Genomic DNA, 14,018 nt, shown 5'->3' with positions numbered 1-14,018 from the left:
ATCTAGTTAAGTGCGGGGCGTGGGGTGTCGGTTCAGCATTTGGTTATCTATCTTTAGCATAACAGGCTTGAACTCTAGCACTTTCTCTCGCTGCTTCAGCAAAAACACGTACTGCTTTAGCATTTGCAGCATGCTTTAGTATTTGCACTTGGTTCTTCAGCTTTTAACTAGGTATCTTCAGCTTTCAGATCCCCAGCTTCAATCCAGGAAAAGTCCGTTAAGTAGGTAAGCATTTCATCAAAACTATCCGTTCCATACATCCAAAAGATAGATTGTACAGTCACAAAAATAATCAGATGAATCATAGCACTATACCGATATTTTCTAGCAATATATTTTGGATCCTTGGCACGCTCCATAATCCGATAATCCTTATCAGTTAAAAGCTCCACACCACGCCATTGCCCAATCTTTGTACGCATCCACCGATCTAGCTTCAAAAAATCAAAAATACCAAATGTACACGCATATAAAACAAAAATGACTAGAATGATCTGAAACGTAGAAATCTCATTCGTCACCTGATAAATCCATATACCTAGCAAACCTTCTAATCCGAGCAAGACTAAAAAAGCAATAATAAAGAATATACTGAATTTTTTTCGACCGAAGAAATACCGAAAGAGGCCAAACAATAATAAAGACAAAAGCGACAATACTTCAGCCGTTATAAAAATCTCCCACTGATATTGAATGAGGAATTACACGCCCTATCCCCCCACCTATTATTATTTTTCTTTATGATGTAATGGCTGCTCTTTGAACCTTTGTTGATAACATCAATCTGGAAAATATCATTTGAATTTTTCCTATATGTAATGGGAGTCTTCCCTTCGACTCGTGCGTTGAAACCGGGGTTCAGCATTTGACTCGCTTTCTTTAGCAAATCAATCTTGTACTCTAGCATTTTTTTCTACTTTTTTAGCCTAAACACGGTCCTCTTCAGCATATCGTGCGTTCTTTAGGATTTACAATTGATTCTTCAGCATTTAACCTTTCATCTTCAGCTTTTCGCCAGCTTACAATGTCTGGACCCAGGGGTTCAGCATTTGCTCCCCCTACTTCAGCATAACAATCCCAAACTTCAGCATCCCCCTCCACATCTTCAGCAAAAACCCGCTCTCCTTCAGCATCTCCCCCGTACTTCAGCATTTGCACTTAACTCTTCAGCATTTAATCAGCCATCTTCAGCCAGCACCCCCCTAAAGCGGGACAAGGGACCTGTCCCCCCGACCCGCTTCAGTCAAATACCGGGTTTGATTCCCATTCTTCACGCAGTAATCCCATACGTATGGAATCGTAATATTTGCCATTGTAGTAGCGACATTTTCTCATTCTCCCCTCAAGCTTCATGCCGAGCTTTTCGCCTACCTTCATCATTCGCTCATTCCCGGACCAGGTGGTATACCCCACACGGACTAACGGCAGGTTGATAAATAAGTGGTTGATCCACATACGAAAAGCCTTCGTACCATAACCTCCACTCCAATAATACGGGTTGTATATGCCAATCCCCATTTCTAGCCAACGAGAAGGCTTATGCTCCCAATAGTAACTCACGGTTCCAACCACTTCCCCGTTCACTTCCACAACCCAGCGATCCTCAGCCTGAACCCATTTATCTCTTTGATTCAGAAATTCCTTGTATGGAACGTGGAGCAATTCGAAATAAGGTGCGTCCCACTTTTTCCATTCAGGTGATTCTTCTTTATAAATTAACTCCCATAATATAAGTAAGTCGTCCTCTATGACAGGTCTAATCACAACATCTCCATCTTGATACATGCTTGTTCGACTCTCCCTTTATTTATATTCCGCTAACTTATCGTCACGTAACGGATAATGCTTTCTTACCGACTCGATTAAAGAATGTTCCAACGTAAACGTTTTGAGTGTCTCATCTTCGCCATATATAGTTGGATCCTGATTAAAATCAACCCAAGGCGGGCAAAAAATCGAATTCCCAAAATGCTTACCCGCTTGATTTAAACTTAAGAAATAAACTTGATTTTCTAGCGCCCTTGTCACCACAAAGGAATGCCAACTAGGAAACGACTGGTCCTTGAAAAAGGCGACAGGATGTACGATGACATCTACCTTTTCCTTCAGAGCAAGCGTTCGAATCATCTCTGGAAAACGAATATCGTAACAGATGATCATGCCAAACTTCCAACCATTTAACTCAAACGTCGTAAGGGAATTCCCTCTCGAAAAGTAGTTTTTTTCCGATGAAGCCTCAAACTGCGCGATATGAATTTTATCATAATGAACAAGTTCTTCTCCTTCATGTGAAAGCACCGTTTGCCGAATATAATAGCTCCCATCCTTCTCATAAGGATAGCCATAACAAATGGCACAGTTTAACTTTTGAGATAACTCCTGAAATGTTTGATGAACGATACTATCATTTGAGTTGGTAAGCTCAGCTAGATTTTGAAAGCTTTGATCACCATAGCTAATAGTCGATAATTCTGGTAAAACGAGGAAATCAAAACCATCCTGTAGCTCATAGAATTGTTCAGCAAGCTTTTTAATCCGTTGCATATGTTGAATCTGGGTTTGTTTCGTATGGACGTTTTCAATGGCTAACTGCATTCCTGCAATTTTCATCCCTCTTCCCCCTCAAAAACACACACTCTCTGGATTATTTTAACATAACTATCTGCTGTACTTTGGATTGAGCTTAACATTTTGGGAAAAGATAAACGGGGAATTTATGATGGAGGTGTAGACATGGAAGAAGATTACCGCGAATATCGAACAGGACAAGGAGTGCCTGCATCCGGGGAGTATATATGTCAATCCGGCAAAAAAGCAGAATTTAATGAAAATGACACATTCCCCGTATGTCCTGTCAGTGGTGAAGAAACCACTTGGAAGCATGATAAGTACGAGCAATCCTAAGCTTGAGCTCTATTAAGGGGAAGATGGATGTGAAGAACAAACCAGTCTTCATCCAGTTCTGCATCCATTTTTCCATTCATTTTCTCCACTAGCTTTTTGGACAAATAAAGACCCAGCCCACTGGCCTCAGTGTTCGTCCTATTTTTGTCTTCTGTATAAAAACGCAAAAACACTTTTTCTATGGCAACCTTACTATGGGATTTAACATCATTTTTCACGCTGAAAATCAAATCTGTATCGCTATGCTCATAGCTAATAACCGCTTTACTTTTTGCATAGCGAAGGATATTTTGAATGATATTTTGAATAACACGCGTGAGCATGAACTCATCCGCAATAATTTGCGACTCCCTTCCATGTTCAGGAAAGTGAAGTTCTATATTTTGCTCCTCAAATTGTTCATAAAAAGATAGAAATATATCTTCGACTAAATTGGAGAGCGAAAATGAAGATAGCTGTAGTTCTTTTTGATTCGTTTCGATCCGCGCTAGATCGTAAAATTGGTCTGTCATTTCAAGAAGACGAGTAACTGAACGTTCGATAATCTTTATGTAATGTGCCCTTTTTCTCTCATCGGATACCTCCTCGAGTAGTTGCACATACCCTTTGATCGATGTAAGAGGTGTCCGTAAATCATGTGAGAGCCCCGTAATGAACAACCTTACATTCTCTTCCATTTGTTTCGCTTGTCGATTTTTACCTTCAAAAGCATCAACCATTTGATTCAATTCATCGACTATATCCATCAATGTCCGCTCACGAAAATCAAGGGACAACCGATATCCATAGCTTGCGCGAATCGGAAGTTCCTTCATTTCATGTTGTAATTTGCGCAGTTCACGCTTTAAAAAGAAAAGATAAAAAAGAAGCGCCAATGCTACAAAGGCAAATATCCATCCCCACATCACATTCACGCTCCCTTAGTTAATCAAATTTAAATCCTATACCCCAAACCGTTTTAATGTAGTTCGGGTTAGCTAGTTTATTTCGTAAATTACTTATGTGCATGTTTACCGTTTGATCGTTCTGGAAAAATGGCTCTTTCCAAACACTTTCGTAAATATTGGCGCGACTATAAACCTTTTGCGGATTCTCTAAAAAGAGGAGAAGAATTTCGTATTCCCGTCCCGTAAGATGAAGCGTTTGATTATTACTCTTTACCTCACGTGTGTCCAGATTTACGCTGATATCCTTGTAATGTATCTCTTGTTTTTTGTTAATTGATGACTTGGTAACGTGACGTAATTGAATATCAATTCGTGCTAGGAGCTCCTTCACATCAAACGGTTTGGTAATATAATCATCTGCCCCATTTGTCAAAAGTTCCACTTTCAGATTTTGATCGTTTTTTGCCGTAATGACAATCACAGGAATTGATGAGCTATGCCGAATGTCTAAAAGGAATTCCTCTCCATTCATGCCTGGAAGCATCAAATCTAAGAGAATTAAATCTACCTGGTTGTGTTCAAGTAGCAATTTCCCTTCAGTCCCGGAATATGCACTTAAGGTATCAAATCCTCGCAAATCTAATGATTCCTTAAGAAGGGAATGAATATCTTGATCATCTTCCATAATTAATATTGTAGCCATCTTTATCCGACCTACTTTATATCTGTTCGTTTAAATGAAATGATTCCTAAAGTTGATGATAACACGATTGTGATAAGACTGACCATGACCATATCAGGAAATTTTGCAATATGGGCTGGGGTTGCAAAATTGTAATAGAACAAGAAGGTTTCCGTAAACCAATCTGTAACTTGCTGAAAATGTTTCGTATGCCTGAAAATATCCGGAAGAAAACCTGTTGCAATCGTATAAAGAAAACTCCAAATAAGTGCAACTCCACTATTCTTAGTCAAAAAGCCAATCATGACATAGACTGACACGTTTGCCAGTATTAATAAATAAAGGGTACCAAACGTTTTGAGTGAATAAAGATAGTAATGGTTAATATCCGCAACCTCACCAAAACCAAAAATGATAGAAAAGCTGACCATACCAAGGGCAGTCATGATGATCGTTCCAACGAGAGTAACAAGTCCAGCAATCACGAACTTAGTTAGATAGTAATGTGTGCGGCTTCGACCTAGTGACAAGGCATTTCGTATGGTTCCGTTTTGAAATTCTTCTCCAATAAAGAAACTGACAAAGGAACACAATACGAGAAAAATGGTCAGGGCGTTTTTATCAATCATCATAATTCCTGTTGCTCCATTAATGACAGTATCAACGACTTGATTGAGTTCCTTTCCATTTTCGACATTAAGTTTCGTATTTATAGCTTGAAATATTGGCAGTAAGATAAATATGCCTAATACAACCATTAGTTTTTTACTTCGTGATAATTTGATTCTTTCCGCTGTTAAAAGGTTAAGCATCGCTGGTTCCTCCTGTTAATTGTAAGAAATAATCCTCTAGTTTTTGTCTAGTTGTTCCGATTCGGGATACCTTCAAGTTCGCTAACACTAACGAGCGATTGATTGAGGAAACGTCATCAAGACTTTCGTAAATATGAATTTTACTCCCACTAATAACTTCATAATCCTTTATTCCCAATTCATCTAAAACCGCCACTGCCTTCTGAACCTCAGTTGTTTCCAATTCAATATATTGACGAGTCTCACGTGCCAACTCCTCCTTTGAAAGTTCACGAATGAGTTGTCCATCATGCAAAATCGCATAATGGGTAGCCACCTGTGAGAGTTCATCAAGCAAGTGACTTGAAAGTAAAACAGTGATTCCACGCTCTGTCACCAAGCGATGAATGATTTCTCGCATTTCCACAATTCCGGATGGGTCAAGACCATTCGTCGGTTCATCTAAAATTAAAAACTCAGGATTGGTTATAAGTGTTGAAGCAATCGCTAAACGCTGTCGCATACCCAAGGAGAAGTTCTTAGCCTTCTTTTTACCTGTATGACCCAGATTCATTAATTGAAGTAAATCATCTATTTCTCGATCACTCACCCCACCGTTTGCCGCCTGAACACGCAAATTCTCCCGTGCAGTTAAATCTGGATAAAGTGCTGGTGTCTCAATGGATTGCCCCATTCTTCTTCGTCCTTTCTGCAACCCTTTAATACCCGTTTCACCAAACAGCTCAATGTTCCCCTCATCGACCGTGATCAATCCCATGACTGTGCGCATAAAAGTCGATTTCCCTGCGCCGTTCTCGCCAATTAAACCGTAAATCATCCCTCGTTTAATTTCGAGGGATACTTTATCGAGCGCTTTTGATTTGCCATATATTTTTGAAACATTGACGGCTTTTAGTATTGTCTCTGACATCATCGTCATCCTTTCGTCGTTGATAAACTTAGTATAAAGAGCAAATATAAAAATTTAGACTAAAAAAGTCTAAAGAAAGTATAAAGATTTTAGCACAAAAAAAGCAGCTCAATGATGGTATCAAACAACACTGAACTACTACGTGTATCCGCGTTTTCTTATTGTTCTGGGTATGTTTTACGTAAAAATTTTACTGATTGATTGATCAACGCCTTCAATACACCCACATCAATATCGGCAATCTTATTTATGTATACACAAGCTTTTCCTGTCGTATGCTTGCCGAAATCCTTCAATTGTTCGTCTTGAGCCTTATCACCAGGAGCGAAATAAAGACTGATTTTAGCTTTCCGAGGAGAAAATCCTACTAGAGGTGCATCACCTTCGTGGCCAGATTTGTACTTATAATGATAAGAACCAAATCCAATGATGCTTGGGCCCCACATTTTGGCCTCATAGCCCGTCGTTTCAGTAAAAATATCCAGTAGCTTAAAGGCATCCTCCCGCTTCTTCGGACTATCCACATTTTCAATAAACTCAATCACACTGTTATCGTTCTGTTTTGTTTTCAATTCGTACATGAACCAACCTCCTTTAGACACTTCATATTTTTTACATTTTTTCTGTATTTTTTCATTATTACTGTGTCAACCTAAGAATGCAACAGAGGAGTTCAAAATGAGTCAATAGTATACGTTAATTTTGACACACCAAAAGGTCATAAAGCATACGTTATTTTCGGAGAATGACACAATATATTCAAGAATATAAAAGTTTTTAAAAGAATTTCATTTTTAACTTTACTTTTTCGTAAAATTTGCTATTATATAGTTGGATTTAATAATAAATGAAGAAAATTTAATACTTGGAAGGAAAGGAGTGGATGGAGAATGGTAACATCTCTATACATTCTGTCAGTAACTGTTTTAACTACTTTTTTTGTCTTATCTACAGTAGAAAATCTTTCAAATCGAAGAAAGAAAAAAGCAGCTATGAACAAAAAAGAGCAAGAACCAGTCCTTGCTTTTGGTAAACGCTAAACATTATTGCTTACAATCTGATGAATTTAAGTTAATTTAGGCCTATTGCATATGCAATAGGCCTTTTTGATTGAGCTTGGGTGGGATATGGTGACTTGGTGTGGGGTGGAGTATTTGGGTAGGTGCTTAGCTTTTACATGGGAGGCGGGCTTTATCATTTTTAGGGGCAGCTTTAGCTTTTATTAGTGCGAGTGTAGGTTTCAGCATTTTGGGTGACTTCTTTAGCATCTCCACCGCTTTATTCAGCATTCTCCTTCGCTTTTTCAGCGGATCTAATCTTCACTTTAGCATTTAAGTGCTGCTTCAGCTTTTGCAGACTATTCATCAGCATTTAGGGAGTTTTCTTCAGCTTTTATTTGATTTTTTTAGCTTTTACAAGTGCAAGTACAGGCTTCAGCATTTTGGGTGACTTTTTTAGCATCACCAATACTTTATTCAGCATTCTCCTTTGCTTTTTCAGCGGATCTAATCTTAACTTAGTATTTAAGTGCTGCTTTAGCTTTTGCGGACTATTCATAAGCATTTAGAGAGTTTTCTTCAGCTTTTATTTGATTTTTTTAGCTTTTACAAAGTGTGAGTACATACTTCAGCATAAACCCCCCCTTTACAAACCACTACTTCCGCATATTAAATTGAGCATTCAACTGCCCACGCCTCATGTGATCTCGTATTTTACGCTTTTGCGCTTTATTCATATCCTGTTTAATTTCGGTTGTCTGTACGCCTTCTTCACGCATGCTCGCTATTTCCATCAGCATTTCCACGTCAGAGAAGGAATACTTTCTCGTCCCTTTCGCTGTTCTTGCAGGAAAAATTAATTCTCGTTCTTCATAATAGCGAATTTTACGTTCTGATAATCCCGTAAGTTCATGAACAATCCCGATTCCAATGACTTTTTTCTCCTTATAAGATGAAGTCAAACCCCTCTCCTCCTCATTCTTTTCGTACTCATTCTATTTGTTTAGGTCGATTTCGGGTCTTCAATATTGTTTACTATCATTTCAAGTTCCGTTAAAGTAATGGTATACAATTCGGGATCTGCCTTTGAATAAACCCCAGCATCAATGAGCTTTTGAATGTAATACTTTTTCATACTATCAACAGCCTCACGAAGATGATTTCTCATCTGTACACCTCCACGGTTATTTATAATTTTGATAAAACCGTAATACTTCATAGGCGTCCGATCCCATTATTGTCATTAATTTTTCATATAGTTCATCTCGTCTTATGTCTAATTCAATGATCTCCTTAACTAGTTGGATAACTTCTTTCCTGTTCACTTGTTCTACTTCCTTCATTCTCATAGATTTAACACCGTGGCTATTATTGGTACAGATATGGATAAGAAGAGAGCTGATGTTGTCATGGCCACACTGCCCATTGCCCCTTCTTCCTCACCCCAGCTTAAAGAACGGTTCGCACCGAGCATTTGTGCTGAAGTACCCATTGCCAAGCCTTTCGCAGATTTACTTTTTATGCCTGCACGTTTTAATAATTTCGGACCAATTATTAATGAAATAAGCGCTGAAACAATGACAAAAAAGACTGTTGTTGTTGTAATTCCTCCTAAGTCACTTGATATAGTTATCGCGATAGGTAAGGTGACGGACCGGGGAATTAATGATGCAGTAAGTTGTTCATTTAGGTGAAAAACATAGGACATTACGGAAACTGCTGTCAGTCCAAGACCTGTACCGCATATGACACCAATACATATTTTTTTATAATGCTTTTTGAGTAATGACCATTGTTTAAACAAAGGGACAGCTAATGAGACTATGGCTAGTTGTAATAGCAGATTAAATATAAAGCTTCCTTCTTGATAGGTATCACCATTAACGTGGGTGACAAGTAGTAAGATAATAAGAAGAACTGAAGATGTGTATAGCGGATTTAGCCAGTCTTTTGGATACTTTCGATACAGTTTTAAGCCGATGAAGTAGCTTAGTAATGTAATTAATACACAGAAAAAAACAGTTCCAAGTAACGTTATCATTTTATCTGCCTCCTTTTCCATTTTTCATACCATTCAACTGCAAAAGCAGACCCTAATAAGCAACAGACACTACTTAGAATTAATATCATGAATACATTCCAATGTAGGATGTTTAAAAAGGTGGAGGATAAAAATAAGCTCACAATAGGTGGGATAAACAATAAAGTGAGATGACGTAACTGGAAGGAAGAGAAATTTTCAACCCATTCCAATTTAATAAGGCCTGTTAATAGGAAAACAAACAGTATAATCATCCCGACTACACTACCTGGTAACGGAATATGAAAAACAGCACAAACCCCATAACCAAGTAGTAAAAATCCTCCGATAATGATAAGCTGCGGGAACCAACTTAATTTCAAGCAATTATCCTCCCTCTTTTTATATTCTTAAGATAATCTTAGTGGAAAATTTTAACGATGTCATTATTTTTGTTAGAAAATCTAACATGCGTTATTGCAATCAGATAATATATTGAAAGAATTTCTTACATGATCATAACATGTGAAGAGAAAAGTGTTTTAAAAAATTGTAAAAATAAACTCTCTGGGGATAGTAATGGGTAAGGATGGTGAGATTATGGAACCATTTACTCATTACAAAATAAATGAAACAGAAGACGGAATTGAGGTTACCTTATATCTTGACGAAAATTTAACGGAATTTTCTAAGGAGCTCGGGACTGTTTCCAAGATGGAAGAGGAGGATGTGAATAAGGAAGCCGTTAGCTTTGTGAAAAGAATGTTCCCTTCCTTAAAGGTTAAAACTGTTAAAATTATGGCTGGTGCAATGCTAGTGTCTACCTTGGGGCTAAGTGCAATCCCAGCCAATCAGGCATCAGCTGCTGAAATTACACAAGCTGCGTCTACATCTTACACTGTAACAACTGGGGATACACTTTATAGTATTGCGGATCGTAACGGTACGTCTGTGGATGCAATCAAGAGGGCCAATCAGTTGTGGTCCAATCATATTGAAATAGGACAGACGTTAATCATTCCTTCTGGCAATACGGCTGCTCCAACGACTCAAACCAAAGGCAATACTTATAAAGTAGCATCTGGAGATACACTTTATAGTATTGCCACGCGAAACGGCACGACTGTTGACGCCATTAAGCAGGCTAACAACTTGTCTTCAAATTTTCTAAAAGTCGGGCAAACACTTTCCATCCCTTCTGGTAACACGTCAGCCCCTACTCAAACAAATGAAACCACATATCAGGTTAGTTCTGGTGATACACTCTACAGTATTGCTGCTCGCCACGGAACGTCTGTGGATGCAATCAAAAATACCAATAATTTATCGTCAAATCAGATAATAGTTGGACAAATGTTAACCATTCCTTCTGGCAATACGGCTGCTCCTTCTACTCAAACTAAAACGAATACGTATACAGTAGCATCTGGAGAAACTTTGTATAGTATTGCCGCTCGCCATGGAACAAGTGTGGATGCGCTAAAGAAAGCCAATCAATTGTCATCGAACCAAATAACAGTCGGACAAACACTATCTATACCTACTGGCGTGACGTCCACTCCAACACCACCTCCTCTGAAAGAACAACAATCAACTGTGAATCAGGAAGATGTCGAGTGGCTTTCGAAGATGATTTACAGTGAGGGTAGAGGTGAATCATTACAGGGGCAAATTGCCATTGGAGCTGTGATTATGAATCGAGTAAAAAGTCCTGAATTCCCTAACAATGTCAAGGATGTTTTGTTTGAAAAAAGTTATGGTTATTACCAGTTTACACCTGCGGAAACGGGCGCCATACACAATGCCAATCCGAATGCTCAAAATATTGAAGCGGCAAAACGGGCACTGAATGGTGAGGATCCAACCAATGGAGCATTATTTTTTTATAATCCTGATAAAACATCAAGCTCCTATCTAAGAAGCCGTACCGTTTCAACTGTAATCGGTAACCATACATTTGCTTTTTAGAGCAGAAGACAGACCTGCACCTCAAAACATTCGCGATAATTATTATATTTCATGTATAATAAAAAAGAGAAGTGCGGCAACACTTCTCTTCGGCAACCATGTCCAAGGGTTGTTTAGTTATTTTTCCTGAAAGCCACCTTATTCTTTTGACGGTGTGGGGAAAGGCGAGTTCACCCTCGGATGAACTCGCCTTCTATCTATAATAATTAATCACTCATTCTATATGTAACCAACTTAGGAGTAACTAAAGAGCCGGCTATAAATATTAAAAGTCCTATTAAAATATGAACAAAAATATTACTAGCAAAGGAAAATGAATACCCATAAATCATCATCGGTAAAAGCGTCGAGGATACGAAAGTGAATCTACCTGCAATCGTGATCTTATGTTTAGAATCACAAACCGCACAAGTAATGGGTTTATAACCCAGCCAAAATGATTTATAAATTTGTCCCCAATTGAATTGTGTATGGCAGTTTTTACAGGTTTGTATCAACCGGTCCCCCTTCATCTAATTATTCTATTTAACTCACCTTTAATTCCGTCAACTAAATCCTGTGGCATGACCCCATAATGGGATAAAACCTTAGCTTGTTCCTCACCTGCAACAGCATGAAGATAACTTGCTGTGATAAGTGCCCCATGAGGTTTTGCTCCTTGTGCAATTAAAGAGCTTACCACTCCTGTGAGAACATCCCCGCTTCCGCCTTTACCAAGTGCGTCATGGCCATATGGATTGATCAATACCTCCCCATTTGGTGTAGCAATAATGGAGCGATGTCCCTTTAACAGTAAAAACACTTGATATTTTTCAGCGAACTCTTGAGCGATCTCTATCCGATTTGATTCAATATCCTTGACCGTTCGGTTCGTCAGGTTAGCCATCTCACCTGGATGTGGCGTAAGAATAATATCTCCCTCGTAATCTTTAAGAATATCCAGATGACTACGCAGCATAAATAGCGCATCGGCATCGATGACTAATGTTTGCTTTTGCAGAGCGTTTAATAACGAAACGAGGAACGTCTCTCCATCAGCAAATCTACTCATTCCTGGTCCAATCGCAATACAGTCATATTGATTCAGTTTGGGGCGGAGCTCGTCAATGGCCTTAGCACTTATGTGTCCATCCAGCTGTGGTAAAGGGAAAAATAACGTTTCTGGACTTTGACTCGCTAAATATGGATAAATATTTTCCGGAACAGCTAGCGTGGCCAATCCTGCTCCTGAGCTGAGAGCTGCTTGTGCAGTAAACAGCGGTGCTCCAACAAAGGATTGGGAGCCACCTAAAACCAGAACATGGCCAAAGGTGCCTTTATGACCAGTTTGAGGCCGTATGGGTAATACTTTTTTAGCTAGTTCTGGTGTGATTAAGGTTGGAAGTGTAAGATTCAGTTTAGAAACAATCGATGGTGGTACGGAAATATCAACGGCCTTCCATTCCCCAATATGCTTCGGACCATCCTGAAGAAAAAAGCCTTTTTTCGGAAAAACAAACGTAATGGTCTGGGTTGCTTTGATAGCCTCTCCTTCAACTTTTCCATCATCACTGTTTACCCCTGATGGAATATCGACAGATACGACCATTTTATTTAGACTATTTACCTTATATATAACCTGACTCATCGGTTTTCTAACAGTACCTTTAACCCCAGTACCTAGCATCGCATCTATGATGATGTCAGCATGATGAATTTTCTGAAATAGCGCTTCCAGATTATGTTCGTCAAGATAAAAAATCGGTAGCTCTCTATTTATGTAGACATCAAAGTGAACCTTTGCATCACCTTTCAATTTTTCAGGACTGACGAGTAGACACAATAGTACATCAACACCAGCATCTATTAATCTACGGGCGATGACAAAGCCGTCCCCACCATTGTTCCCGCTTCCTGCTAATACAACCACTTTTTCCTCATATGTAATTAATAAAGGTAAAATCTCCTCTACTACTCTCGATCCTGCACTTTCCATTAAAACAGTTCCAGGCATTCCAAGCTCGTTGATGGTATATTGATCCATCTGTTGAATATCTTTTTGACCTGCAATCAGCATTGTGGCTCCCCCCTTCTGCCATTTTCTTCATTTTAACATTTTCCTGTTATTACTTGCATCGGATTGCGCTGGGTGAGGGACCTTTTTGATATTTCATGACCGTGTTTTGTCCTTCATGGCCGCCGTGTGGGACATTTCCAACGGTTCATGAGCCCGTTTTGTCCTTCATAACCATGATGACGGACATTTCCATCGTATTGCGCGCAGCTTTTTTGCCTTCACATGACCAGTCACGGACATTTTCTTCCTGTTACATATCGGTTCTGTCCTTCACATTCACAATCCAAATAAAAATAGCAGGGAAAATTCCCCTGCTATCACTTATCCATTAATTCCCAAACATCTGCTGTTTCCGCTGATGCTCCTCCGTTAGAAAATCAATAAACGGCTGAAAACCTAATTTGGGTTGTTCTTTAATTGTGTTAATATACGATTCCTTACTATAATCATTCATATGCTCACTATTCTTTATGCGATTGATCATATGCTCCATGCCAATGTTTTCAATCTCTTTTTTGACATAGCGAGACTCTTTATACAGTGCTAATCCGATGGACGCCATGAGTGCGTATATGGCAAGTGTCGGGATCATGTCTAAATATAGGTTTCCGGTAATCAGGTAGAAAAACAGATTAAAGACGGAAAACGTTAGTAATGGCAAGGCAAACACAAGGTATTTAGAATGTTTTTTCAAATATGGGTGAAGAACTTCACTTATCGCTTCTAGCTCCTTTTTGACAAAGCCAGGCATATGCTTAAACATCATCGGGTTCATAAACCG

At 38.9% G+C, this 14,018-nt stretch carries 20 protein-coding genes; 3 read left to right on the top strand and 17 right to left on the bottom strand.

All coding sequences use genetic code 11. The annotated features are described in order from the left end of the window. Positions 1-167: 167 nt before the first annotated feature. The 4 genes from GH754_RS05980 to GH754_RS05965 form a co-directional block, all read right to left on the bottom strand. Positions 168-545 (bottom strand): hypothetical protein, encoded by a 378-nt coding sequence (locus GH754_RS05980; RefSeq protein ID WP_153727829.1) that lies wholly within the window; start codon positions 543-545, stop codon positions 168-170. 397 nt (positions 546-942) lie between these two features. Continuing rightward, positions 943-1,152: a hypothetical protein gene (locus GH754_RS05975; protein WP_153727828.1), complete on the bottom strand. Its 210-nt coding sequence runs from the start codon at positions 1,150-1,152 to the stop codon at positions 943-945. 87 nt (positions 1,153-1,239) lie between these two features. Beyond that, positions 1,240-1,785, bottom strand: coding sequence for a GNAT family N-acetyltransferase (locus GH754_RS05970; protein WP_153727827.1), 546 nt, complete (start codon positions 1,783-1,785; stop codon positions 1,240-1,242). Between the two features lie 18 nt (positions 1,786-1,803). Continuing rightward, complete coding sequence (locus GH754_RS05965; RefSeq protein ID WP_153727826.1) at positions 1,804-2,610, bottom strand: carbon-nitrogen hydrolase family protein; 807 nt, start codon at positions 2,608-2,610, stop codon at positions 1,804-1,806. 123 nt (positions 2,611-2,733) lie between these two features. On the opposite strand from GH754_RS05965, the gene GH754_RS19405 reads away from it, so the two are divergent. Beyond that, positions 2,734-2,904: a hypothetical protein gene (locus GH754_RS19405; protein WP_194841297.1), complete on the top strand. Its 171-nt coding sequence runs from the start codon at positions 2,734-2,736 to the stop codon at positions 2,902-2,904. Here GH754_RS19405 and GH754_RS05960 read toward each other — a convergent pair. The 5 genes from GH754_RS05960 to GH754_RS05940 form a co-directional block, all read right to left on the bottom strand. Continuing rightward, positions 2,901-3,809: a sensor histidine kinase gene (locus GH754_RS05960; protein ID WP_153728085.1), complete on the bottom strand. Its 909-nt coding sequence runs from the start codon at positions 3,807-3,809 to the stop codon at positions 2,901-2,903. The genes GH754_RS19405 and GH754_RS05960 overlap by 4 nt on opposite strands. A 19-nt stretch (positions 3,810-3,828) precedes the next feature. Continuing rightward, on the bottom strand, positions 3,829-4,494 hold the full coding sequence (locus tag GH754_RS05955) for a response regulator transcription factor (RefSeq protein WP_153727825.1): 666 nt from the start codon (positions 4,492-4,494) through the stop codon (positions 3,829-3,831). A gap of 11 nt (positions 4,495-4,505) precedes the next feature. Then, a complete protein-coding gene (locus GH754_RS05950; protein WP_153727824.1) occupies positions 4,506-5,285 on the bottom strand; it encodes an ABC transporter permease in 780 nt (259 codons plus the stop codon). Next, positions 5,278-6,195, bottom strand: coding sequence for an ABC transporter ATP-binding protein (locus GH754_RS05945; RefSeq protein ID WP_228550155.1), 918 nt, complete (start codon positions 6,193-6,195; stop codon positions 5,278-5,280). The genes GH754_RS05950 and GH754_RS05945 overlap by 8 nt, the downstream gene beginning before the upstream one ends. A gap of 158 nt (positions 6,196-6,353) precedes the next feature. Then, complete coding sequence (locus tag GH754_RS05940; protein ID WP_153727822.1) at positions 6,354-6,776, bottom strand: DUF1801 domain-containing protein; 423 nt, start codon at positions 6,774-6,776, stop codon at positions 6,354-6,356. A 309-nt stretch (positions 6,777-7,085) separates the two neighbouring features. Here GH754_RS05940 and GH754_RS05935 point away from each other — a divergent pair, with 309 nt between their 5' ends. Further along, entirely contained in the window at positions 7,086-7,235 is a 150-nt protein-coding gene (locus GH754_RS05935; protein WP_153727821.1) for a hypothetical protein, read from the top strand. Positions 7,236-7,849: 614 nt separating this feature from the next. On the opposite strand, the gene GH754_RS05930 is transcribed toward GH754_RS05935, so the two are convergent. From GH754_RS05930 to GH754_RS05910, 5 genes are read right to left on the bottom strand one after another with little or no spacing between them, the layout of a single operon-like run. Then, positions 7,850-8,155, bottom strand: a complete 306-nt coding sequence (locus tag GH754_RS05930; RefSeq protein WP_153727820.1) for a MerR family transcriptional regulator — start codon at positions 8,153-8,155, stop codon at positions 7,850-7,852. 41 nt (positions 8,156-8,196) lie between these two features. After that, complete coding sequence (locus tag GH754_RS05925; protein ID WP_153727819.1) at positions 8,197-8,361, bottom strand: Fur-regulated basic protein FbpA; 165 nt, start codon at positions 8,359-8,361, stop codon at positions 8,197-8,199. A gap of 16 nt (positions 8,362-8,377) precedes the next feature. After that, complete coding sequence (locus GH754_RS05920; protein WP_153727818.1) at positions 8,378-8,542, bottom strand: hypothetical protein; 165 nt, start codon at positions 8,540-8,542, stop codon at positions 8,378-8,380. After that, entirely contained in the window at positions 8,539-9,234 is a 696-nt protein-coding gene (locus GH754_RS05915; protein WP_153727817.1) for an LrgB family protein, read from the bottom strand. The genes GH754_RS05920 and GH754_RS05915 overlap by 4 nt, the downstream gene beginning before the upstream one ends. After that, a complete protein-coding gene (locus GH754_RS05910) occupies positions 9,231-9,596 on the bottom strand; it encodes a CidA/LrgA family protein (RefSeq protein WP_153727816.1) in 366 nt (121 codons plus the stop codon). Before GH754_RS05910 ends, GH754_RS05915 begins: the two co-directional genes overlap by 4 nt. A 217-nt stretch (positions 9,597-9,813) precedes the next feature. On the opposite strand from GH754_RS05910, the gene GH754_RS05905 reads away from it, so the two are divergent. Then, entirely contained in the window at positions 9,814-11,181 is a 1,368-nt protein-coding gene (locus tag GH754_RS05905; protein WP_153727815.1) for a LysM peptidoglycan-binding domain-containing protein, read from the top strand. 206 nt (positions 11,182-11,387) lie between these two features. Here GH754_RS05905 and GH754_RS20085 read toward each other — a convergent pair whose 3' ends face one another. The 3 genes from GH754_RS20085 to GH754_RS05890 form a co-directional block, all read right to left on the bottom strand. Continuing rightward, the gene (locus GH754_RS20085) at positions 11,388-11,693 is read right to left on the bottom strand and encodes a TIGR04104 family putative zinc finger protein (protein ID WP_153727814.1); all 306 of its coding nucleotides are present in this window, start codon (positions 11,691-11,693) and stop codon (positions 11,388-11,390) included. After that, positions 11,690-13,237, bottom strand: a complete 1,548-nt coding sequence (locus tag GH754_RS05895) for an NAD(P)H-hydrate dehydratase (RefSeq protein WP_153727813.1) — start codon at positions 13,235-13,237, stop codon at positions 11,690-11,692. The genes GH754_RS20085 and GH754_RS05895 overlap by 4 nt, the downstream gene beginning before the upstream one ends. A gap of 328 nt (positions 13,238-13,565) precedes the next feature. After that, a complete protein-coding gene (locus tag GH754_RS05890) occupies positions 13,566-14,012 on the bottom strand; it encodes a DUF5392 family protein (RefSeq protein WP_153727812.1) in 447 nt (148 codons plus the stop codon). Positions 14,013-14,018: the final 6 nt, after the last annotated feature.

The sequence above is a fragment of the Salinibacillus xinjiangensis genome (genome assembly GCF_009649735.1).
Classification (GTDB): domain Bacteria; phylum Bacillota; class Bacilli; order Bacillales; family Alkalibacillaceae; genus Salinibacillus; species Salinibacillus xinjiangensis.
This window is presented reverse-complemented; position numbering and strand designations above follow the sequence as displayed.